We start from the raw sequence: 22,342 nt of genomic DNA, 5'->3' as shown, positions 1-22,342 counted from the left end.
GGCCCGCGCCCGGCCGGGGCACCCGCGCCCCGGTGGCCGCGGTCGCCGGCGGGCCGACGCCGCGCCGGTCGCGGCTGACCGGCCGGGCGGCGATCCTGGTGCTGGTGCTGGCCGTGCTCACCGTCTCCTACGCCTCGTCGCTGCGGGCCTACCTCCAGCAGCGCTCCCACATCAACGAGCTCAAGTCCGACATCGCCGAGCGCGAGGCCAGCATCACCTCGCTGGAGCGCGAGAAGCGCAGCTGGCAGGATCCGGCGTTCGTGCGCCAGCAGGCGCGTGAGCACCTCGGCTACGTGATGCCGGGGTCGCGGTCGTACGTCGTGCTCGACGAGGACGGCGAGCCGCTCGACCGCGACACCCGGCTCCACGACCCCGACACCGTGCTCGACACCGAGCCGACGCCGTGGTGGGACGACGCCTGGGCGTCGGTCGAGCTGGCCGGTGACCCGCCACCGGTGACCAGCGGTCCCGCCACCGAGATCGACGGGTCGAAGGAGAAGAAGCGCCCGTGATCGACCCCGCTGACCAGGCGGCGGTCGCGGAGCAGCTCGGCCGCGAGCCGCGCGGCATCGAGGAGGTCGGCCACCGCTGCCCCTGCGGGCACCCCGACGTGGTGACCACCCGGCCTCGGCTGCCCAACGGCACCCCGTTCCCCACCACCTACTACCTCACCTGCCCCCGCGCGGCGTCGCGGATCGGCACCCTCGAGGGCACCGGGGTGATGAAGGAGATGGAGGCCCGGCTCGGCGACGACCCCGACCTCGCCGAGCGCTACGCCGCCGCCCACGACCGCTACCTCGCCGCCCGTGACGCGATCGGCCAGCGCGCCGGGCTCGACGTGCCCGAGATCGCGGGCATCTCCGCCGGCGGGATGCCCGACCGGGTCAAGTGCCTCCACGTGCTGGCCGGGCAGTCGCTGGCCCAGGGTCGCGGCGTCAACCCGCTGGGCGACGAGGTGCTCGACCGGCTCGGCGAGTGGTGGGCACCGGGGCCGTGCGTCGACGTGCCGGCCGACCCCGTGGCCGACGGTGGCTGAGACCGTCGCCGCCATCGACTGCGGCACCAACACGATCAAGCTCCTCGTGGGCGCGCTGCCCGACGTCGCCGTCCGCGAGATGCGGATGATCCGGCTGGGGCAGGACGTCGACCGCACCGGGCGGCTCGCCGACCAGGCGCTCGAGCGGGCCTTCGCCGCGATCGACGAGTACGCCGAGCTCATCGCGCGGCACGGCGCGACCCGGGTGCGCTTCGTCGCGACCTCGGCCACCCGCGACGCCGAGAACGCCGAGGAGTTCGTCGCCGGCGTCCGGGCGCGGCTCGGGGTCGAGCCGGAGGTCGTGTCGGGCGACGAGGAGGCGGCGCTCGCCTTCGACGGCGCGGTCCGCAACCTCACCACCACCCCCGCCCTGCCGGTGCTGGTGCTCGACATCGGCGGCGGCTCCACCGAGGTGATCCGCGGCGCCGCGCTCGACGCGCCGCCGTCGGTCGCGCACTCGATGGACATCGGCTCGGTGCGGCTCCACGAGCGGCACCTGCGCTCCGACCCGCCCACCATGGCCGAGGTGCAGGCCTGCGTCGCCGACATCGACCGCGCGCTCGACGCCTGCCCCGTGGCGATCGACCGGGCGGCAGAAGTGGTGGGCGTCGCCGGCACGGTCACCTCGGTCGCCGCCGGTGCGCTCGGGCTGGCCGCCTACTCCCGGGAGGCGGTCGACCAGGCCCGACTGCCCGTCGCCGACGTCCACGCCGTGGTCGACCGGTTGGTGGCGATGACGGTCAACGAGCGGCTGGCGCTGCCCTGGCTCCACCCGGGCCGGGCCGACGTCATCGATGCCGGCGCGCTGATCCTGTCGCGGGTGCTGCGCCGCAGCGTCGTGGAGGAGCTGGTCGTCTCGGAGGCCGACATCCTCGACGGCATCGCCTGGTCGCTGGTCGACCAGCGCCCCGTGTGACTCCGGGCGGCCCGGGTAACGGACGGCCATGAAGAAGCTGCCACTCCTCGCCGCTGCCGCCGCCGGCTACGTCCTGGGCGCCAGGGCCGGTCGCGAGCGCTACGAGCAGATCCGGTCCGGGGCCCAGAAGGTGGCCCGCAACCCCACGGTCCAGTCCGCCACGTCGAAGGCCCAGGACGCGGTCGCGACCCAGGCCGCCGCGGCCGCCGAGACCGCCAAGGACAAGGTGGCCGACGCCGCCCACCAGGCCGCCGACAAGGTACGCCGCGAGGCGTCGATCCAGCCCGCGCCCTGACGTCGGGCCCCGACGTGGGGGAGCAGCTACCCCACCCGGCGCTCGGCGGCCGGTTCGCCTCACCGGTGCCGCCCGGCACGGGCTGGCCCGGTGACCCCGCCGAGCCCACGACCCCCCGGGCCCGCACGGCGGCCGGCGTACGCCGGCTCGCGCGCACCGACGACCTCGCGGTGCTCGACGCCCGGGTCTCGGTGTGCGGTGCCTGCCCCCGCCTGGTGCGGTGGCGCGAGGACGTCGCCCGCGACAAGCGCGCGTCGTTCGCCGGGGAGCCCTACTGGGGCCGCCCGGTGCCCGGCTGGGGATCGACGACCCCGCGGGTGCTGGTGGTCGGCCTGGCCCCCGCCGCCAACGGTGCCAACCGCACCGGCCGGATCTTCACCGGGGACCGCTCCGGCGACTGGCTGTTCGCCAGCCTCCACCGGGTCGGGCTGGCCACCCAGCCGACCAGCGTGCACGCGGCCGACGGCCTCGCGCTGGTCGACACCCGGATGGTCGCGACCGTGCGCTGCGCGCCGCCGCTGAACAAGCCGACCACCGAGGAGAAGGAGACCTGCGCGCCCTGGCTGCACACCGAGCTCCGGCTGGTCGCGCCCTCGGTGCGGGTGGTCGTCGCGCTGGGCTCGATCGGCTGGGACGCCGCGCTGCGGGCGTTCCGCGAGGTGGGCTGGCGGGCCCCGGCGCGCAAGCCCCGGTTCGGCCACGGCGCGACCGCGCCGATCGACGCAGACGGCCGGGCGGTGACCCTGCTGGGCAGCTACCACCCCAGCCAGCAGAACACCTTCACCGGGCGCCTCACCGAGGCCATGCTCGACGACGTGCTCGGCCGGGCGGCCCACCTTGGCAGGATGGAGGCGTGACCCTCCGACCGAGCGCCCCGACGCAGCACGCCATCACCGTCCTGGGCCACGACCGGCCGGGCATCATCGCCGAGACGACCGAGCGGCTGGCCGACCTCGGCCTCAACCTCGAGGACTCCACCATGACCCTGCTGCGGGGTCACTTCGCGATGATGCTGGTCTGCTCCGGGGAGGCGCCGAGCGCCGCGATCGAGGCGGCGCTGGCGCCGCTGGCCGACGACGGCGCGCTCACCGTGACCGTGCGGTCGGTCGCCCCCGACGACCCCGACCCGGTGCGCGGCGCGCCCCACGTGCTCACCGTCCACGGCGGCGACCGGCCCGGCATCGTGTCCAGCGTCGCGGCCGAGGTGGCCCGGGTGGGCGGCAACATCACCGACCTCACCACCCGGCTCGCCGGCGACCTCTACCTGCTCGTGGCCGAGCTCGACCTGCCCGCCGGCGTCGACGCGACCGCGCTCGGGGCCGAGATCGACCGGGTGGCCACCGACCTCGGCGTCGGCGCGACGCTGCGCCCGGTGGAGACCGACGAGCTGTGAGCGACGACCGGGTCCACGCCTGGTCCGAGGACGAGCTGGGCGTGACGGGCGAGGTGCGCGACGTCGTGCGCGCCCCGGCCGCGGTGCTCTCGACCGCTGCCGCCGAGGTCGACCCCACCGCCCCCGACGTCGTCCGACTCGCGGCCGACCTCGTCGCCACCATGCGGGTCAGTCCCGGCTGCGTCGGCCTGGCCGCACCCCAGGTGGGCGTCGGCTCGCGGGTGTTCTGCGTCGACGTCTCCGGCCACCCCAGGACGCGCACCGGCCACGGCACCTTCGTCCTGTGCAACGCTGAGGTCGTGGAGGCGACCCGCAGGGAGAAGGCGCGCGAGGGCTGCATGAGCGTGCCCGACCTCACCGGCGACGTACGTCGGGCCGCACGCCTCACCGTGCGCGGCCGCCTCCCCGGCACCGGCGAGGAGGTCACCGTCGTGACCGACGCCTTCGAGGCGCGTGCGCTGCAGCACGAGATCGACCACTGCGCCGGCCTGCTCTTCCTCGACCGGGTCGCCGACGCCCGCGCCGTGCACCCCCGGAGGACGTACTTATAGGCGGGCGCCGGCCCCCGTATCCCAACCGGCAGAGGAAGCCGTCTTAAAAACGGCACAGTGTGGGTTCGAGCCCCACCGGGGGCACCAGGTCGACCGACAGGTCGAGACCAGCGGCCAAATCGATTGGCACTGGTCTGCGCAGGGCCTAGCGTGCCCGGCATGCGCTCGCCGTCCGCCTCGGGGGGCAGGCGGGCGCGCCTGCTCGCGCTGGTCGAGGCCCGGTGGGCCCTGGTGCGGATGCTGGCGCACGCCTCGCCCCGCCTGGTCGTAGTCCGCCTGGTGGTCCTCGTGGTCGCGGGCGTGCTGCCCGTGGCGCTCGTCCTCGCCGGCGGACACCTCAGCGGTCGCATCGCCGACTCGCTCGGGTCCGGGGAGCTCGACCCCGTGGTCCCGGCGTTCGTCCTGGTGATGGGCCTGTACCTGCTGGGGGAGCTCCTCGGACCGGTGCTGGGGCGGCTGCGGTGGCGCGTGACCAAGTCGGTCGACGGCACGATCCGCGACCGGGTCCTCCGGGCGGCGCTGTCGGGGGCCGACGTGAGCCACCTGCAGGGGCAGGCACACCTCGACGCGATGGGTGAGCTGCAGGGTCTGGTCAGGTGGAGCGCCACGCCCGGGCAGGGGGCGGCCGGGATCGTGGCCCTGGCCCAGGACTACCTGACAGTGTTCGCTGCCGGCGCCGTCCTGGCCACCTACCAGCCACTTGTCGCGGCCGCGGTGCTCGTCAGCACGCTCGTCATGCGGGTGCACTGGCGCAGGTCGACGCTGCGCATCATCGAGGTCTGGCGCGAGGGCGATCGCGCCCGGCGCGAGGGCTGGTACCTCTCCTCGCTGGGACTCGAACGGCCCGCCCGCCACGAGGTCCGGCTGTTCGGCCTGCGACGGTGGTTGAGCACCCGGATCGGCGCGGCCGGCGTGCGTGCGTGGACGCCCACCTGGCGCGAGCGCCGGGCCGGCATGCGCAGCAGCACGATCTGGCACGTCGCGCTGGTCGGGTCGGCGACGCTGGCCGGGCTGCTGCACGCAGCGAGCGCGGTGACGAGCGGGAGGTGGGACGTCGAGGACCTCGTGGTCTTCGTGCCCATGATGTTCCTGGTCCTGGGCTTCGCGGGCAGCAGCCCCGAGGACATGGCGATCGAGTACAGCGTCAAGATCCTGCCGTCGATCGAGCAGGTCGAGCGCGACGCCCGCACCGCGCGCGACCGCGACCTCGGTCGCAGGGTCGACCCCGACGTCCCGCCCAGGCTGGAGCTCCGCGGCGTGTCGTTCGCGTACCCCAACGGTGCCGAGGTACTCCACGACATCGACCTCGACATCCCAGCGGGGTCGTCGCTGGCCGTGGTCGGCATGAACGGCGCCGGCAAGTCCACGTTGATCCGCCTGCTGTGCGGACTCCACCCGCCGACGTCCGGTCACGTCCTGGTCAACGGGGACGACCTCGCAGACCTGGCCCTGGCGAGCTGGCACCAGCTCACCGCGCCCATCTTCCAGGGATTCCTGCGGATGCCCGGCGACGTGGCCACCAACGTCACGATCGGCGCCGCCCGACCCGGCGACGCGGCCGACGAGAGCCTCGACCGCGCCCTGGCCGCGGCCGGGGCCTCCGGCTTCACCTCCCGGCTGCCCGAGGGACGCCGGACGTCGCTCGCGTCCCCGTTCCTCGACGGCCACGACCTGTCCGGGGGGCAGTGGCAACGGCTGGCGCACGCACGGGTCGCGTACGCGCTCGAGCACGGTGCCCGCTTCCTGGTGCTGGACGAACCGACCTCCAACCTCGACACCGCGGCCGAGGAGCGGCTCGTGCAACGCCTCGTGGAGCAGACGGCGGGCGCGGTCACGACGGTGCTGGTGACCCACCGGCTCGCCCTGGCCCGTCGGTGCGACCGGATCGTCGTGCTGGCCGACGGTGCCGTTGCCGAGCAGGGCACCCACGGCGACCTGGTCGCCCGCGGTGGGCGCTACGCGCAGGCCTTCGCCCTCCAGGCCGGCATGTACCCGTGGAGCGCCGCGGATGAGTGAACCGACCGCTCCCGCCACACCGACGGTCGGGGCAGGAGTACGCCACCTGCTCGCCATGGCCGTGCGGGCGGACCGCTTCGCGGTGGGGGTCGGCGTGCTGGCCGCGGCGGGCGGAGCGGTGCTGGCGGCGCTGGCACCGTTGCTCTACAGCCTGCTCGTCGACGCCGCCGTCGACGGCACCGCCGAGGCGATCGCCGCCACGGCGGTGGTGATGGCCCTGGCCCAGGCCGGCGGGATGGGGCTGCGCAGCGTCGCGGCGACGCTGACCTGGAACCTCTTCGAGTCGATGACAGTCGTCGTCGACCAGGACCTCGTCGACCTGACCACCCGCCTCGAGATCCTGGAGGACGTGGAGGACACCCGGTTCCAGGACCGGCTGACGCTCTCGCGGACCAACCGGGAGCACTTCCAGGAGTCGATGAGCACGCTCCTCTACGCCCTGCTGCTGGGCCTGCAGCTCCTGGTGACGGTCGCGCTGCTCGCCACCGTGGCGCCGTTGCTCCTCCTGCTGCCGCTGGCCGCGGCGGCGCCGGTCCTGGCGTCCCGCTGGACCGAGTCACGCACCCAGCGAGCGCTGCGGGAGTGCCTCCCCGACACCCGCTCCGCCGACGGTCTCGCGCTGCTCGCGTTCGAGCCCCGCGTGGCGGGTGAGCTCCGCGTGCTCGGTCTCGGCGACCGGGTCCGGGCCGAGCACGACGCCGCCTGGCGCCGAGCGGTCGCGACCCAGTGGCGCGCCGAGCTGGTCGGGACGGTCGTCACCTGCGGGGCGCTCGTCGTCTTCACGGCCGGCTTCGCCGCCGCGCTGCTCCACGTCACCGACCGCTCGCTGGCGGGGCAGGCGACCCTGGGTGAGGTCATCCTCGTGCTCACCGCGGGTCAGCAGCTGCACTCCCAGCTCGGTTCGCTCCTCGCCAACGCTGGGGCGCTGTTCCGCATCGTCGAGACGATGAGGCACCTGGTCTGGATGCGCCGCTACGTCGAGGGGCGTCGACCGGTCGGCACCGCGGCCGCGCCCGGACGCCTCACGTGCGGCATCGAGCTGCGCGGTGTCTCGTTCCGCTACCCCGGGGCCGACCGGGACGCGGTGAGCGACGTCAGCCTGCTGCTGCTCGCCGGGGCCGTGGTGGCGTTGGTCGGTGACAACGGCGCGGGGAAGTCGACCCTCGTCACGCTGCTGGCCGGGCTGCACCGGCTGACCTCGGGGTCGGTCCTGGTCGACGGCACGCCCGCCGACGAGCTGGAGACGGAGGCGTGGCGGTCGCAGGTCACCGCGGCGCTCCAGGAGTTCGTCCGCTACGAGCTCCTCGCCCGCGAGGCGGTGGGCCTGGGGTGGGTCGCCCGGGTGGACGACGACGGGGCCGTGCGCGAGGCACTCCGGCGTGCCGACGTGGCCGACATCGAGGGCGAGCTCCCCCAGGGCCTCGAGACGCCGCTCGGCAGCGCCTTCCTCGACGGTGTCGACCTGTCCGGCGGGCAGTGGCAGAAGCTCGCCCTGGCCCGCTCCAGCATGCGCCCCACGCCCCTGCTGCGCATCCTCGACGAGCCGACCTACTCCCTCGACATCGAGTCGGAGCGCCACGTCTACGACTGGTTCGCCGGCGTCGCAGACCGCGAGAGCGCCTCCGGCTCGATCACGGTGATCGTGTCGCACCGGTTCTCGACCGTGCGCACTGCCGACCTCGTGGTGGTGATGGACGACGGCCGCGTCCGCGAGGTCGGGACCCACGCGGAGCTGATCGCGAGGGGTGGTCGCTACGCCGAGATGTACCGCACCCAGGCCGTGGGCTACCGCGAGTAACGCGGTTGCCTTCAGGTCGACCTGAAGGAGCAGCATGGGTGCCATGAGCTCCCAGCACCCCGACCACGACCACCAGCACGACCACCAGCACGGCCACCAGCGCGGCCGCGACGTCGAGGAGGTCGACCTCGACGCGATGTTCACCCAGGAGTTCTGGGACGAGCGCTACGCCGGCTCCGACCGGGTCTGGTCGGGGCGCCCCAACCAGCGGCTGGTCGAGCAGGTCGAGGACCTCGAGCCGGGCACCGCGATCGACGTGGGCTGCGGCGAGGGGGCGGACGCGGTCTGGCTGGCCCGCCGCGGCTGGACGGTCACCGGGGTCGACGTGTCGCAGGTCGCCGTCGACCGGGCGGCGCGGCACGCGGCGGAGGAGGACGTCGCCGACCGGGCGACGTTCGCGCGGGTCGACGTGGTGGCTGGCGACGGCCTGCCCGGCACCGCCGACCTGGTGACGGCGTCGTTCGTGCACGTGCCGCCCGCCGTCTTCGACGAGGTCTACCGGGCCCTGGCCGCCGCGGTCCGGCCCGGCGGTCGCCTGCTGGTGCTGGCCCACCACCCCGACGACGAGCACACCGGGCAGCGCAACCCGCAGCTCACGCAGCTGCTCTTCGGGCCCGAGGCAGTGACCCGGCTGCTCGGGGAGGAGTGGGAGGTCGAGGTCGCCGCCGCGCAGCGGCGCGAGGCCCGGAACGTCGAGGGCGACGTCGTCGACTTCACCGACACCGTGGTGCGCGCCCGCCGACGTCAGGGGTGACGCCCGTCACGCTCGCTCGTTGACAGGGCGTGCGCCGAGCCCTCACCGCCCTGCTCGCCCTCCTCGTGACGGCGGGGGTGATGACCGTGACCGCCGGCAGCGCGGACGCCGCGAAGCCGCCGCCGCAGCTGCGCCGCGAGGGGCGCTGGCTGGTCGACCCGCAGGGCCGGGTGGTGATCGTGCACGGCCTCAACCTGGTCTGGAAGCGGCCGCCGTACTCGCCGCCGAACGACGCGTCGGGCTTCACCCGGCGCGACGCCGACTGGCTGCGTCGGCACGGGTTCAACGCCGCCCGGGTCGGCACCCTGTGGGCGGGGCTGACGCCCACCGCCCCCGGCCGCGCCGACCCGGCGTACCTGCGCCGGACCCAACGCGTGCTCGACCTGCTGGCGAAGCGGCGGATCTGGGTGCAGCTCGACATGCACCAGGACCAGTGGCACGAGACCTACGGCGGCGAGGGCGCCCCGGCGTGGGCGATGCGGCGGCCGGTGCCCTACAACCTGCTGCCGCCGATCGTCGCGCCGTTCCCGCTGGGCTACTGGACCCCCGAGGTCTCCACGGTCTTCGACCGGTTCTGGGCCAACAAGGACGGGCTGCTCGACGGCTGGGTGGCGGCGTGGCGGGTGGCCGCCAGGACCTGGAGGAAGCAGCCGTACCTGATGGGCTACGACCTGCTGAACGAGCCCTGGATGGGGATGGAGTGGGCCGGCTGCCTCACCGGCGGCTGCCCGGGGTCCTACCGCCGGGAGCTGCAGCCGGCGATGGAGAAAGCGCTCGCCGCGATCCGCGCGATCGACCGGCGCAACCTCGTCTGGTGGGAGCCGCAGCAGTTCGCCGGGGGCCAGCGGGTCGGCACCTTCTACGAGAAGGTGCCGGGCGAGAGCCAGCTGGGCTTCTCGTGGCACAGCTACTGCCCCGACGTGTTCCTGGAGTCGCAGGGCCTGCCGGGCGGCAACGCCGAGAACTGCCGCGCGTTCGCGCACGACCGGCAGGAGCACGCGCTCGAGCAGTCCGAGCGGATGGGGGCGGTGCCGATGATGAGCGAGTGGGGTGCCACCGACAACCTGCGCGCCATCGAGATCGACGCCGAGGTGGCCGACGAGCACCTGATGGGCTGGACCCACTGGGCCTACAAGTTCTGGAACGACCCCACGACCGCCGACGACAAGCAGGGGCTCTTCCACGACGACCGCGACCTGCGCACGGTGAAGAAGGACAAGGTGCGGCTGCTGGTGCGCACCTACGCGCAGGCCGTCGCCGGCATCCCGACCGCGATGCGCTTCGACGCCCGCACCGGCGCCTTCTCGCTGGCCTACCGCCCCCAGCGCCGGATCAGGGCGCCCACCCGGATCTTCGTCAGCCCGCTGCACTACCCCCGCGGCTTCCGGGTCTCGGCCACGCACGCCAGGACCAAGCGGCAGGGGCGGTTCGTGCTCGTCCGGGCCACCTCGCGGCGGCCGGTGACGGTGCGCATCGTCGCCCGCTGATGCCGGTGGTCGGCGCCCCCGGGGAGGGCGTTCGTCCCACTGGGTTTCGAGACGGGACTTCGTCCCTCCTCAACCAGCGGTTCGGGGAACGCGGGAGCCCGCGTCGGCGTTGTACCCGGTGAAGGCGGCTAGGCTGCCCTCATCGGTGAGTCGTCAGGGAGACGGCCACCCCACCCCCGGCCTCCAAGGAGGAGACCATGCAGAGCAACAACCCGGTGTTCCGCCGTTCCGAGGAGTTCCAGAACGGCGGCAACGCCTACGGGAACCAGGCGTACTCCGGCGGCGGCGCCGCCTACCCCGGCTACGGCCAGGGGCAGCAGCCCGCCAACGACTACGCCCAGTGGAACGACGGGGGCACCACGTCGCCCGTCGACACCGGCCGGCGGATGACGATCGACTCGGTCGTCCAGTCCACCGGCATCACGCTTGGCGTCGTCCTGGTCGCCGCCTTCGCGACCTGGTTCCTGACGCCCCCGATCACCGGCAGCGAGCCCGACGTCGGGCCGCTGATCGCCGCCATGTCGATCGGCAGCCTCGCCGCCTTCGCGCTGTCGATGGTCAACTCGTTCAAGCGGGTCGTGAGCGTCCCGCTGGTGCTGGCGTTCGCGGTCGCCGAGGGCATCGCGCTCGGTGCGCTGAGCAAGTTCTTCGACGCCCTGTTCAGCACGCCCGACTCGGGCAACATCGTGCTCCAGGCCGTGCTCGGCACGATGGCGGCCTTCGCCGGCACGCTCGCGGCGTACAAGTTCTTCGACATCAAGGTCGGCCAGAAGTTCCGCACCTTCGTCATCGCCGCGGTGTTCGGCATGATCGGCCTGAGCCTGATGGAGCTCGTGCTCGGCATGTTCAACAACCAGCTGGGCCTCTTCGGCTTCGGCGCGCTGGGCATGCTCACCGCGATCGTCGGCCTGGTCCTCGGTGTGTTCATGCTGATCCTCGACTTCGACTTCGTCGAGCAGGGCATCGCCAACGGCATCCCCGAGAGGGAGTCGTGGCGAGCGGCCTTCGCGATGACCGTGTCGCTGGTCTGGATCTACACCAACCTGCTGCGCCTGCTGGCGATCCTCAACCAGGACTGACCAGCACCTCGGCAACAGCTCCGACCGCAGGCCCCGGGCTCGTCCCGAGGCCTGCGGCCATTTCCGGGCTCTCGGGACGCGGGATCAGCCGTGCAGCCAGGCCAGCACCGCCAGCACCCGTCGGTTGTCGTCGGGCGCCTGCGGCAGGTCGAGCTTGGTGAAGATGCTGTTGGTGTGCTTGCCGACCGCCTTCTCGCTGACGAAGAGGCGGGCCGCGATCGCGGCGTTGGAGCGGCCCTCGGCCATCAGCGTCAGCACCTCCCGCTCGCGCTCGGTGAGCCGGTCGAGCGGCCCGGGGGCCGCGCCGCTGACCAGCCCGGCGACCACCTCCGGGTCGAGCACGGTGCCGCCCGCCGCGACCTGGCGGACGGCCGCGAGGAAGGCGTCGACGTCGGCGACCCGGTCCTTGAGCAGGTAGCCGACCGCGCCCTCGCCGCTGGCGAGCAGGTCGCGGGCGTAGAGCGGCTCCACCCACTGGCTCAGCACCAGCACGGGGAAGCCCGGCCGGGCCGACCGGGCGGCGATTGCCGACACCAGGCCCTCGGTGGTGGACGTCGGCGGCAGCCGCACGTCGACCACGGCCACGTCGAGGTCGGTGCGGGCCAGGGCCCGGTCGAGGGAGGGGCCGTTGTCGACGGCCTCGACCACCTCGATGCCGCCCGCCTCGAGGATCCGGGTCAGTCCCACGCGCAGCAGGGCCTGGTCCTCGGCGAGCACCGCCCTCAACGTTCGGTCGGGCGGTCCGCTGGGCTGGTCCGGCACGGCACCTCCATCGTCACCTGGGTCGGCCCGCCGTCCGGGCTCGTCACGGTCATCCATCCGTCGAAGGCGGCCAGCCGGCGGGCGATCCCGGTGATGCCGGAGCCGGTCGGGGTCGCGCCGCCGCGGCCGTCGTCGCCGACCACGATGCGCAGCACCTCGCCGTCGTGGGTCGCCTGGACCCAGGCCCGGGTCGCGCGGGCGTGCTTGACGGTGTTGGCCAGGCACTCCGCGACGGCGAAGTACGCCGCCGACTCGACCGGCGCGGGCAGCGCCGGCACCGCCACCGAGGTGGTGACCGGCAGGGGGATCGGCACCGCGAGCGCCTCGATCGCCCCGGCGAGCCCGCGGTCGGCCAGCACCGGCGGGTGGATGCCGCGCACGACCGACCGCAGGTCCTCCAGCGCGGTGACCGTCGACTCGCGGGCCTCCCGGAGCAGCTCGGCGGCCGCGGCGGGGTCGGTGGCCATCAGCTTCTCGGCCAGCCCGACGTTCATGCCCACCGAGGCGATCCGGGCCTGGGCGCCGTCGTGGAGATCGCGCTCGATCCGGCGCACCTCGGCGGCGGAGTGGTCGAGGGTCTCGGCGCGCGACTCGACCACCTGCTCGACGCGGCGCTCGAGGTCGCCGCGGGAGACCCCCAGGATCGACCGCTCGGCCATGGCCCGGGCCCGCACCAGGGGCGGGGTGAGCACCCACCACAGCAGCGGCGCGAGGAGGGCGGTGCCGAGCAGCACCAGCCCCACCCAGCCACCGGTGGTGACCGCCAGCACCAGGTGGACCGCCGGGGTCACGAGTAGCAGGGCCGGCAGTCCGGCCAGCACCGCGCCACCGGTGGCGGAGAACGCCAGGAACCCGACGTCGCGCCACCGGTGCGGGTCGCGCAGCCAGACCATCGGCCGGGCCAGGAAGCCCCGGCCGGTGGTGTCGGCGTAGGCCTCCGGCAGCGTCTCGCCCAGCAGGGCGCCGCTGAGCCGGCGGTGCACCCGGGCCAGCGCCCCGGTCGCCGGCACCACCGCGTGGGCCAGCGCGATGCCGAGGCCGGTGAGCCCCAGCGGCACCAGCAGCAGGCTCAGCACCAGCAGCGGGACGGCCGGCACGAACAGCAGGAAGTACGCCGCGGCGGCCAGGCTGGCCCGCAGCCGCTCGACCAGGCCCTGCTCGTCGACCGGCGCCGGGGCGACCCGGGTCAGGGGTCGCAGCGGGCCGGCCATGGCACCAGAGTCTGTCATCGCGACACCGCCGCGAGCGGCGCTGCCCGGTGCACGGCGCTGCGTGCGGCGAGCAGGGTGAGGGCCACGACGCCGGCGACCACCAGCGGCGGTAGCCAGAGCTGGCCGTCGGGGACCAGCCCCTCGTCGCGGGCGACGGCGAACGGCACGATCGAGGCCAGCGAGGCGACCGCGCCGAGCCCGACGCCCACCGTGGCCACGACGGCAGCCTCGGCCAGCACCGAGCCGGTGACCTGGCCCGGGGTGGCGCCCAGCAGCCAGAGGCGGCGCAGCTCGGCGCGCCGGTGGGAGACCACGGCGGCGAACGAGCTGACCACCAGGATGGCCGCGAAGAGCGACAGCATGCCGACCACGACGTTGTTGAGCAGGTTGATCAGGTCGGTGTCCGCGCCGGGCGCGCCGGTCACGGTGCGCTGGTCGATGCCCACGACCATCAGGGTCCCGATCGCGGCGGCGGAGAGCACGATCACCGGGCCGAGCACCCCGCCGAGGAGCGCGGCACGGCGCGAGGTGTTGAACGCCGCCAGGTGGCCGGTCGCGCCACCCGGCAGCCGGTCCAGCAGCGGACGCAGCGGCGTCGAGAGCCAGCGCAGCAGCACGGGGGAGAGGGTCGCCAGCCCGACGCCGACCAGGATCGAGCTCGAGCCGCTGGTGGCCATCGCGTCGTAGGGGTCGTCGGAGTGGCGGGTGACGGCGATGGTGACGACGCCCATCGCGATGCCGTAGCCGACGAGCAGCAGGCCGGCCAGCACCCGCCACCACGGCAGCCGACGGGCCTCGAGGCGGCCCTCGCCCGGCACCACCGAGGGGGCGCCGCGGGTGGCGCGCCGGCCGGTGACCGTGGAGGCCACCAGGCAGGTGGTGAGCACGGCGGCCACGGTGAGCCCCAGGGAGGCGGGGCCGCCGCCGTAGGCGACCGAGCCGGAGACCAGGCCGCCCTCGCGCAGCAGCGCCAGCAGCGCCCGCCCGGTGCCGGCGGCCAGCGCAGCGCCCAGCAGCGCGGCCACGAGCGAGACCACGAGGGTCTCGGTCCGCACCAGCTGCCGGACCTGGCGCGGCGTCGCGCCGACCACCCGGAGCAGGCCGACCTCGACGTCGCGCTGGGCGACCGCGATGCCGGTGGTGGAGGCGACGGCGAACAGCACGATCAGCGACCCCCACCCGCCGACGACCGCCCCCATCACGGTCAGGGTCTCGGCGTCGACGTCGGGGACCGGACCGGTGGCGGTCTCGGCGAGGGTGGCGAAGGAGCCGATCAGTGCGGTACCGAGCAGCACCGTGACGAAGGTGGCGACGAACGTCGTCGCGCGGTGGCGCAGCGAGCGCACCGCCAGGCCGGCCGCGGCGCTCACCGGGTCACCCCGGCGGGGACGAGCTCGTCGAGGTGGGCGAGCTGGCCGGCCACGGCCTCGGCCGTCGGGCGGTGCATCCGGCCGGTGACCCGGCCGTCGACGAGGAAGACCACGGCGTCGGCGGAGGCCGCCGCCACCGGGTCGTGGGTGACCATCACCAGCGTCGAGCCGAGCTCGTCGACCAGCGCCCGGAGGAGGGTGAGCACCTCCTGGGCGGTGCGGGAGTCGAGCGCACCGGTGGGCTCGTCGGCCAGCAGCACCGCGGGGTCGGTGACCAGGGCCCGGGCGATCGCGACCCGCTGCTGCTGGCCCCCGGACAGGGCCGCGGGCAGATGACCGGCACGCTCGCCGAGCCCGACCCGCTCGAGCAGGCGCCCCACCCGGTCGCGGTCGACCCGGCGGCCGGCGAGGCGCAGCGGGAGCGCGACGTTCTGCTCGGCGGTGAGGTAGGGCAGGAGGTGGAAGCCCTGGAAGACGAAGCCGATCCGGTCGCGGCGCAGCCGGGTGCGCTCGGTCTCGGACCAGCCGGCGACGTCCAGGCCGTCGACGAGGACGTGGCCCGCGGTCGGCGGCTCGAGGCCGGCGGCGCAGGTCAGGAACGTCGACTTGCCCGACCCCGAGGGGCCCATCACGGCGGTCAAGCTGCCGCGCGGGAAGGCGAGGTCGACGTCGGTGAGGGCGGCCACGGCACCGTCGCCGGTGCCGTAGGTGCGCGACAGGCCGCGCACCTCGAGGGCGGGGTGGCCGGGGTGGCCGGGGGGCTGGGGTTGGCTGGGGTGCAGGTCGGTCGAGGTCATGCCTCGACGCTAGGTACGGCGCGCGCCGGGCTCGATGGTCCTGGACCGCCGAACGGGGTGGGGTTTCCCCTACCCCTCGGTGCCGGCCGGCTCCGCGGCGGACTCCTCGGACTGGTCGGGGGCGGCGCCCTCGGACTGCTGGCGGCGCCGGCGCCTCAGCTCCACCCACAGCCCGCGGACGCCGAGGCGACGGCCGCCGACCTCGGTGCCGTCGAGCTCGGTGCCGGGGGCGTTGACGGCGCGGATCGCCGCGGCGGTGATGGGCAGCACGCCCTCGCCGCGCAGCGCCTCGGGGGCGACCTCGTCGTCGGGGCCGAGGCCGAGCGCGGCCACGGCCGACGGCGTCAGCACCGAGGCCAGGGCGCGGTAGCCGGCGGCCGAGGGGTGGAACTGGTCGGGCCCGAAGAGCAGCGCCGGGGCGGCGGCGAACTCCGGGCCGAGGATCGAGCCCAGCGAGACCGTGCGCCCGCCGCCCTCGAGCACGGCGATGGTCTGCGCGGCCGCCATCCGGCGCGACCAGGTGCGCGCCACCTGCTTGAGCGGCGGAGGGATCGGCTGCACGGTGCCGAGGTCGGGGCAGGTGCCGACCAGCACCGCGACCCCGGCCTCGCGGAGCCGCCGGACGGCCTCCGCGAGGTAGCCGACCGAGGTTGCGGGTCGCACCTGGTGGGTCACGTCGTTGGCGCCGATCAGCACGACCGCGAGGTCGGGCTCGATGGGCAGCGCCCGGTCGAGCTGGGCGGCGAGGTCGCTGGAGCGGGCGCCGACCACCGCGAAGGAGCGCAGGTAGACCCGGCGTCCGGCCTGCTCCGCGATGCCGCTGGCCAGCAGCGCGCCCGGCGTTTCCTGCACCCGGTCGACGCCGTAGCCCGCCGCGCTGGAGTCGCCGAGCAGCGCCACCTTGATCGCCGGGCCGGGCCGGCCGCGGCCGTACCAGCCGGTCGCGTCCGGCGGCGGCTCCTCGCGGGGCTGGCCGATGGTCTTGCGCGCCAGGCGGGCCTCGGCCCGCAGCACGCCGTAGAGGCTGGCCCCGAGCAGCGAGAGGCCACCGCCGCCGTACGCTGCGGCGGAGGCGAGCTTGCGAGCGGCGGCTGCTTTCCCCACGCCGCCACTTTACGGACGGGTAACCCCGGCCGGGTTCACGGGGAGGCGCCTGCGCGGCCTAGATTGGCGGGATGCAGTACGCGAACTCACTCCTCGACCTCATCGGCAACACCCCGCTGGTGCGGCTGAACCGCTCGCTCGACCTGCCGGACGAGGGTCCCCTCGTGCTGGCGAAGGTCGAGTACCTCAACCCCGGCGGCTCGGTGAAGGACCGGATCGCGTCGCGGATGATCGAGGCCGCCGAGGCGTCCGGTGCGCTCCAGCCCGGCGGCACCATCGTCGAGCCGACCTCGGGCAACACGGGCGTCGGGCTGGCGATGGTGGCCCAGCAGAAGGGCTACAAGTGCATCTTCGTCTGCCCCGACAAGGTCAGCGAGGACAAGCGCAACGTGCTCAAGGCCTACGGCGCCGAGGTGGTGGTCTGCCCGACCGCGGTCGCCCCCGAGCACCCCGACAGCTACTACAACGTCTCCGACCGGCTCTCCAAGGAGCCGGGCGCGTGGAAGCCCGACCAGTACTCCAACCCCCACAACCCGCGCTCGCACTACGAGACCACCGGTCCCGAGATCTGGGCGCAGACCGAGGGCCGGATCACCCACTTCGTGACCGGCATGGGCACCGGCGGCACGATCAGCGGCGTCGGCCGCTACCTCAAGGAGCAGAACGGCACGGTGCAGGTGATCGGTGCCGACCCCGCCGGCTCGGTCTACTCCGGCGGCAGCGGCCGCCCCTACCTGGTCGAGGGCGTCGGCGAGGACTTCTGGCCCGAGACCTACGACCGCACGGTCGCCGACCGGGTGATCGAGGTCTCCGACGCCGACTCGTTCGCGTTCACCCGTCGGCTGGCCCGCGAGGAGGCGATGCTGGTCGGCGGCTCCGCCGGCATGGCGGCGTACGCCGCCCGCCAGCTCGCCCACGAGCTCGCCGCCACCCCCGAGGGCAAGGACGCGGTGGTCGTGGTGCTGCTGCCCGACTCGGGCCGCGGCTACCTCACCAAGGTCTTCAACGACGAGTGGCTGGCGCAGTACGGCTTCCCGACCGGCGACACCAGCGACCACACCCGCACCATCGGCGAGGTGCTGCGCGGCAAGGACGGCCGGCTGCCCGACCTGGTGCACACCCACCCCGGTGAGACCATCGCCGAGGCGGTCGCGATCCTGCAGGAGTACGGCGTCTCGCAGATGCCGGTCGTGATGGCCGAGCCGCCGATCGTGGCGGCCGAGGTCGCGGGCTCGGTCTCCGACCGGGCGCTGCTGGACGCGCTGTTCACCGGCGCGGCGCGGCTCAACGACCGGGTCGAGGACCACATGTCGCCCGCGCTGCCGACCATCGGCTCCACCGAGGACGCCCAGGACGCCGTGACGCTGCTCGGCTCGGCCGACGCCGTGCTGGTGCACGAGGACGGCAAGCCGGTCGGCGTGCTGACCCGGCAGGACCTGCTGGCCTTCCTGGCCCGCTGACGGCGCCCCGAGCCGGGCTCAGCGCTCCTGAGCCACCAGCGGGGCGGTGGTCTCGCGCCAGACCCGGTAGACCTCGGCCTCGGGGTCGCCGCGCAGGATCGCGGTGACCACCGGGACGAGCAGGTCGCGCAGCCCGTCGCGCACCTGCGCGAAGCCGGCGTCGTCGAGGCCGACCAGGCCGTCGAAGCGGACGTCGTCGGGGTCGTCGGGCCGGAAGTCGACCGGCACCCCGAGCGAGCGGCACGGCAGGTAGCAGTGCAGCCGCGAGGTCACGACCCGCGAGTGGTCGGTGCGGTAGCGCTCCAGCAGTGCCATCGCGTCGCGCACGTTGCGGGCGAACGGCCGGTTCGGGACCTCGTCGTCGCGGTGCAGGTAGGTGATCCCGCCCTCCGGTACGTCGCGGCGGCGCAGGTCGACGTACGCCGGCGGCGCGTCCGGGCCCGCGGTCGGCGCGCCGGGGAACACGGCGTCGAGCGTGGTGGTCAGGCAGCCGCTGAAGAACGCCGGCACGTCGTGGGAGCGGAGCAGCTCGACGGTGGTGTGGTCGCGGCAGCCCACCGGCCCGTAGGTGCGCAGGTAGTCCAGCGCCTCGGGGGTCAGCATGTCGCGGCGGTTGCAGTGCCACGACACGAAGATCGGGCGCAGGTTCGGGTGCATCGGGAAGCCGCGGCGCACGCCGAAGAGCGAGTGCATGTACCAGCCGAAGCCGAGCAGCCAGGTGTCCTCGGGGAGGGCCTGGTGCTCGGAGGCGTCGCGGCTGACGGTGAGCACGTCGAGCTCGGCGGCGACGTCGGTGAGCCGCAGGTCGTCCCGGGTGCGCTCCTGCAGCTCGGCGACCAGCGCGGCGAGGCCGGGGTCGCGGTCGTCGTCGGCGTGCCAGGTCACGCCGGCATGGCGCACCAGGTGGGTCAGCGCGGCGAGGCTCTGCACGTGGTCGCCGATGTTGTGGGAGGCGAGGTGCCGGCCGGGGTGGTCGTAGTCGAGGATCGCCACCGTGCGCCGTCCGGTGCCCGGGGCGGTCGCGCCCCGCTCGGTCGCGAGCCAAGGTCGCAGCCAGCCCAGCTGGCGGCGCACCCGGTCGGCCTCCGGGCCGGCCGTGGCCAGCCGCTGCTCGAGCACCGTCGCGAGCTCGCGGGCCAGCGGCAGGTCGCCGGCGCCGAAGACCACCCGGAGCAGGCGCAGCCAGGCGGCGGGGCGGAGCACGTCGGGGCCCTGCGCGACCAGCCCGCGCACCCGGGCGAGGGTCGCGTCTCGGTCGGTGGTGACGCCCTCGCGCACCCACGCCTCGACGGCGTCGGGGTCGCGGGCGGGGGGTCCGACGGGCGCGCTGCGTCCCTGGAGCCTCCCGAGCAGGCGGCCCACGCGGCCGCGCATCGATCCGGACATCTGGCTATCCCCGCCTCACCACGTGGAGCCGGGCCCGCTCCTGCAGCGCGTAGCCCTCGCGTCCCCGGAAGTAGTCGTCCACCGCGCGACGGCAGCCCGACCACGCGTAGTAGTCGTCGAGCACCAGCCGGCCGCCCGGCGAGAGCCGCGGCGCGATGCGCTCCAGGCAGGTCATCGTCGAGTCGTACCAGTCGCCGTCGAGGTGGGCGAGCGCGACCGGCCCGTCGCCGGTGATGGTCTCCTCGAACAGGCCCTTGACCAGCTCGACGCGGTGCTCCGCGGGGGGCACCCCCAGCCGGGCGAACGAGGCCGAGACCTCGGCCAGCAGGTCCTCGCGGTAGCCGTAGTAGACGTCGCCGCCGAGCCCCTTGGCCTGGCCGTCCCGGATCGTCTCGTAGCGGCGGTGCACGTCGTCGCCGTCACGCTCGCTCGGGGCCGGGATCATGTCGAAGACGTCGTAGACCCGCATCGGGCGCTCGGGCGCCTTCGCGGCGGCCAGCACGATCGCGGAGCCGCCCAGCGCGGCGCCGGCCTCGATCACCTCACCCGGCACGCCGCGCGCCTCCACGTCGCGGGCCAGCGCGGCCAGGTTGCGCAGGTCGCGCCGCGACAGGAAGGTCAGCCGCTCCTCGCGCACCCGGTCGATGACGGCGTCGACCTCGGTCGGCAGGTCGTGGCGTGCCTCGGTGATGCGCGACCGCGCCTGCTTGAGCCGGCCGCGCGCGTCGCGGAGCTCCGCGCGGGCCCGGGCCAGCTGGGCCTCGGTCTCGGCCAGCCGGCGGCCGGTGGGGGTCGCCCGGGCCAGCCGTCGTCGTACCCGCGAGGGGAGGCTGGAGGGCGCGTCCACGGGCGCCAACCTATCCCGACGCCTGGTCGTGCGATGATGTGGAACAGGTTCTAGTTCCTTCAGGAGTGCCGATGACCGCGACCCCCGCGATCGAGGGCTGGTTCACCACCGGCCCGGAGCCCGCGCTGCTGGCCGACCGATGCACCACCTGCGCGACGGCGTACTTCCCGCCGACCGCGTCGGGTGCCGGCTTCTGCCGCAACCCCGCCTGCGGCGGCGAGGAGTTCGAGACCGTCGAGCTCTCGCGGCGCGGCCGGGTCTGGAGCTACACCGACGCGCAGTACCAGCCGCCGCCGCCGTTCGTGCCGCCGACCGAGCCGTTCGAGCCGTTCGCGCTCGCGGCGGTCGAGCTGCCCGAGGGGCTGACCGTGCTGGGGCAGGTCGCGGCCGGCTTCGGGGTGCCCGACCTGGCGGTCGGGGCCGAGGTCGAGCTGGTGGTCGAGGCCCTGCACGGCACCGACGAGGGGGACCTGCTGATCTGGCGCTGGCGCCCGACCGGAGGCACGGCATGAGCGGCACGGGCGGCGTACGGGTGGCCGGCGTCGGCATGCACCCGTGGGGGAAGTGGGGTCGCCCGTTCGTGCAGTACGGCGTGCACGCCGCCCGGGCGGCCCTGGCCGACGCCGGCGTGCCGTGGTCGGACGTCGAGCTGGTCGTGGGCGGCGAGACCGTGCGCAACGGCTACGCCGGCTACGTCGCGGGCGCGACCTTCGCCCAGGCCCTGGGCTGGAACGGCGCCCGGGTGGCGACGTCGTACGCCGCCTGCGCCACCGGCGCCCAGGCCATCGACACCGCGCGCTCGCGCATCCTGGCGGGGCTCTGCGACGTGGCGCTCGTCGTCGGTGCCGACACCACGCCCAAGGGCTTCCTCGCCCCCAACGCCGGCGAGCGCTGGGACGACCCCGACTGGCTGCGGTTCCGGCTGCTCGGCATGACCAACCCCGCCTACTTCGCCCTCTACGCCCGGCGCCGGATGGACCTCTACGGCGCCACGTCGGAGGACTTCGCGCAGGTCAAGGTCAAGAACGCCCGTCACGGCCTCGAGAACCCCTACGCCCGCTACCGCAAGGAGGTCTCGGTCGCCGACGTCGTGGGCTCCGCGGTGGTCAGCGACCCCCTGCACCTGCTCGACATCTGTGCCACGTCCGACGGCGCGGCCGCCGTCGTGCTGGTGAGCGCGTCGTACGCCCAGCGGCACGGGCTCGACGCCGCCGTGCGGGTCGCGGCCGTCTCGACCGTGACGCCGACGTTCCCCAACACCGTCCTCGACATGCCCCAGCTCTCCACCGACGCCACCGGCGCGGTTGGGGAGCCGGAGCACACGTTCAAGGAGTCGATCGGCCTGGCGGCGTACGAGGAGGCGGGCATCGGGCCCGAGGACGTCGACGTCGCGGAGGTCTACGACCTCTCGACCGCCCTCGAGCTGGACTGGATGGAGGACCTCGGGCTGTGCAAGCGCGGCGAGGCCGAGGCCGTGCTCCGCGCCGGCGACACCACGATCGGCGGCCGGATCCCGGTCAACCCGTCGGGCGGCCTGGCCTGCTTCGGCGAGGCCGTCCCCGCCCAGGCCCTGGCCCAGGTGTGTGAGCTCACCTGGCAGCTGCGCGGCCAGGCCACGGGCCGCCAGGTCGAGGGCGCCCGCGTCGGCATCACCGCCAACCAGGGCCTCTTCGGCCACGGCTCCTCGGTGGTGCTGGCCGTCTGAGGCTGCGCTGGTCGGGACCCGGTGAGACGAAAGCCCTCCCTTTGTTCAGGATTCGGCTCACTCCGTGGCTGATCCTGGCTGCCCGCGCGCTTACCTGGTCGGGTCTCGGCGTCAAGGGTTCCCTTCGGCGCTTCGCGCCCTTGACCCCGAGCCTCTCCCGACCAGGGACGACGGCGCACTGCCGGCACTCGCAAGCTCGCGCCGTCAGCACTGCGCGGGCTTCGCGGACCGCTGGTTGAGGAACGACGAAGTCGTGTCTCGAAACCCGGCGAGACAAGAACCCTCCGGTGGGAACGGAAGGCGTCCGGGTGCGGGGGTTTCGAGACAGTCGCTAGCGCGACTTCCTCAACCACCGGTTGGCGCTGGTTGAGGTGC

Annotated in this window: 22 protein-coding genes and 1 tRNA gene; 16 read left to right on the top strand and 7 right to left on the bottom strand. The window is 74.5% G+C overall.

Annotation, left to right across the window (positions count from 1 at the left end; genetic code table 11):
• From JT721_RS20185 to JT721_RS20125, 13 genes are all read left to right on the top strand, one after another.
• A partial coding sequence (locus JT721_RS20185) for a septum formation initiator family protein (protein ID WP_240341167.1) occupies nt 1-512 on the top strand: 512 nt, incomplete at its 5' end.
• Entirely contained in the window at nt 509-1,036 is a 528-nt protein-coding gene (locus tag JT721_RS20180; protein ID WP_205475227.1) for a DUF501 domain-containing protein, read from the top strand. The genes JT721_RS20185 and JT721_RS20180, both read left to right, overlap by 4 nt.
• Nucleotides 1,029-1,952, top strand: coding sequence for an exopolyphosphatase (locus tag JT721_RS20175; RefSeq protein ID WP_307828173.1), 924 nt, complete (start codon nt 1,029-1,031; stop codon nt 1,950-1,952). The genes JT721_RS20180 and JT721_RS20175 overlap by 8 nt, the downstream gene beginning before the upstream one ends.
• Before the next feature lie 28 nt (nt 1,953-1,980).
• Nucleotides 1,981-2,247 (top strand): hypothetical protein, encoded by a 267-nt coding sequence (locus tag JT721_RS20170; RefSeq protein WP_205475226.1) that lies wholly within the window; start codon nt 1,981-1,983, stop codon nt 2,245-2,247.
• A 14-nt stretch (nt 2,248-2,261) separates the two neighbouring features.
• Nucleotides 2,262-3,104 (top strand): uracil-DNA glycosylase, encoded by an 843-nt coding sequence (locus tag JT721_RS20165; protein WP_205475225.1) that lies wholly within the window; start codon nt 2,262-2,264, stop codon nt 3,102-3,104.
• The gene (locus tag JT721_RS20160; RefSeq protein WP_205475224.1) at nt 3,101-3,640 is read left to right on the top strand and encodes a glycine cleavage system protein R; all 540 of its coding nucleotides are present in this window, start codon (nt 3,101-3,103) and stop codon (nt 3,638-3,640) included. Before JT721_RS20165 ends, JT721_RS20160 begins: the two co-directional genes overlap by 4 nt.
• The gene (locus JT721_RS20155) at nt 3,637-4,191 is read left to right on the top strand and encodes a peptide deformylase (RefSeq protein WP_205475223.1); all 555 of its coding nucleotides are present in this window, start codon (nt 3,637-3,639) and stop codon (nt 4,189-4,191) included. Before JT721_RS20160 ends, JT721_RS20155 begins: the two co-directional genes overlap by 4 nt.
• A gap of 10 nt (nt 4,192-4,201) precedes the next feature.
• Nucleotides 4,202-4,278: transfer RNA gene (locus JT721_RS20150), tRNA-Leu, on the top strand.
• 72 nt (nt 4,279-4,350) lie between these two features.
• Nucleotides 4,351-6,207, top strand: coding sequence for an ABC transporter ATP-binding protein (locus JT721_RS20145; protein ID WP_205475222.1), 1,857 nt, complete (start codon nt 4,351-4,353; stop codon nt 6,205-6,207).
• A gap of 55 nt (nt 6,208-6,262) precedes the next feature.
• A complete protein-coding gene (locus tag JT721_RS20140; RefSeq protein ID WP_205475221.1) occupies nt 6,263-8,005 on the top strand; it encodes an ABC transporter ATP-binding protein in 1,743 nt (580 codons plus the stop codon).
• A 43-nt stretch (nt 8,006-8,048) separates the two neighbouring features.
• A complete protein-coding gene (locus tag JT721_RS20135; RefSeq protein WP_205475220.1) occupies nt 8,049-8,759 on the top strand; it encodes a cyclopropane-fatty-acyl-phospholipid synthase family protein in 711 nt (236 codons plus the stop codon).
• Nucleotides 8,760-8,788: 29 nt separating this feature from the next.
• Nucleotides 8,789-10,246, top strand: coding sequence for a cellulase family glycosylhydrolase (locus JT721_RS20130; protein WP_205475219.1), 1,458 nt, complete (start codon nt 8,789-8,791; stop codon nt 10,244-10,246).
• Nucleotides 10,247-10,443: 197 nt separating this feature from the next.
• A complete protein-coding gene (locus JT721_RS20125; RefSeq protein ID WP_205475218.1) occupies nt 10,444-11,325 on the top strand; it encodes a Bax inhibitor-1/YccA family protein in 882 nt (293 codons plus the stop codon).
• A gap of 84 nt (nt 11,326-11,409) precedes the next feature.
• Here the strand turns inward: JT721_RS20125 and JT721_RS20120 are convergent, their stop codons facing one another.
• The 5 genes from JT721_RS20120 to JT721_RS20100 form a co-directional block, all read right to left on the bottom strand.
• Nucleotides 11,410-12,051: a response regulator transcription factor gene (locus tag JT721_RS20120; protein WP_205475228.1), complete on the bottom strand. Its 642-nt coding sequence runs from the start codon at nt 12,049-12,051 to the stop codon at nt 11,410-11,412.
• Nucleotides 12,048-13,298, bottom strand: a complete 1,251-nt coding sequence (locus tag JT721_RS20115; protein ID WP_205475217.1) for a histidine kinase — start codon at nt 13,296-13,298, stop codon at nt 12,048-12,050. Before JT721_RS20115 ends, JT721_RS20120 begins: the two co-directional genes overlap by 4 nt.
• Nucleotides 13,299-13,312: 14 nt before the next feature.
• Nucleotides 13,313-14,668, bottom strand: coding sequence for an ABC transporter permease (locus tag JT721_RS20110; RefSeq protein ID WP_205475216.1), 1,356 nt, complete (start codon nt 14,666-14,668; stop codon nt 13,313-13,315).
• Nucleotides 14,665-15,465: an ABC transporter ATP-binding protein gene (locus tag JT721_RS20105; protein WP_205475215.1), complete on the bottom strand. Its 801-nt coding sequence runs from the start codon at nt 15,463-15,465 to the stop codon at nt 14,665-14,667. The genes JT721_RS20110 and JT721_RS20105 overlap by 4 nt, the downstream gene beginning before the upstream one ends.
• A gap of 69 nt (nt 15,466-15,534) precedes the next feature.
• The gene (locus tag JT721_RS20100; protein WP_205475214.1) at nt 15,535-16,569 is read right to left on the bottom strand and encodes an SGNH/GDSL hydrolase family protein; all 1,035 of its coding nucleotides are present in this window, start codon (nt 16,567-16,569) and stop codon (nt 15,535-15,537) included.
• A gap of 71 nt (nt 16,570-16,640) precedes the next feature.
• On the opposite strand from JT721_RS20100, the gene JT721_RS20095 reads away from it, so the two are divergent.
• Nucleotides 16,641-18,029, top strand: coding sequence for a cystathionine beta-synthase (locus JT721_RS20095; RefSeq protein ID WP_205475213.1), 1,389 nt, complete (start codon nt 16,641-16,643; stop codon nt 18,027-18,029).
• An 18-nt stretch (nt 18,030-18,047) separates the two neighbouring features.
• Here JT721_RS20095 and JT721_RS20090 read toward each other — a convergent pair whose 3' ends face one another.
• Together JT721_RS20090 and JT721_RS20085 are read right to left on the bottom strand one after the other, a co-directional pair.
• Nucleotides 18,048-19,415 carry a hypothetical protein gene (locus JT721_RS20090; RefSeq protein WP_205475212.1) on the bottom strand — a complete coding sequence of 456 codons (1,368 nt, stop codon included), beginning with the start codon at nt 19,413-19,415 and terminating at the stop codon, nt 18,048-18,050.
• Nucleotides 19,416-19,419: 4 nt separating this feature from the next.
• Entirely contained in the window at nt 19,420-20,262 is an 843-nt protein-coding gene (locus JT721_RS20085; protein ID WP_205475211.1) for a TylF/MycF/NovP-related O-methyltransferase, read from the bottom strand.
• Between the two features lie 71 nt (nt 20,263-20,333).
• On the opposite strand from JT721_RS20085, the gene JT721_RS20080 reads away from it, so the two are divergent.
• Nucleotides 20,334-20,774 (top strand): Zn-ribbon domain-containing OB-fold protein, encoded by a 441-nt coding sequence (locus tag JT721_RS20080; RefSeq protein ID WP_240341165.1) that lies wholly within the window; start codon nt 20,334-20,336, stop codon nt 20,772-20,774.
• The gene (locus JT721_RS20075; protein ID WP_205475209.1) at nt 20,771-21,967 is read left to right on the top strand and encodes a lipid-transfer protein; all 1,197 of its coding nucleotides are present in this window, start codon (nt 20,771-20,773) and stop codon (nt 21,965-21,967) included. Before JT721_RS20080 ends, JT721_RS20075 begins: the two co-directional genes overlap by 4 nt.
• Nucleotides 21,968-22,342: the final 375 nt, after the last annotated feature.

Origin of the sequence: Nocardioides sp. SYSU D00038, from assembly GCF_016924665.1 — a bacterium.
Classification (GTDB): domain Bacteria; phylum Actinomycetota; class Actinomycetes; order Propionibacteriales; family Nocardioidaceae; genus Nocardioides.
Note: the sequence above shows the minus strand (reverse complement) of the source record. Positions and strands in the feature narration are given on the sequence as shown.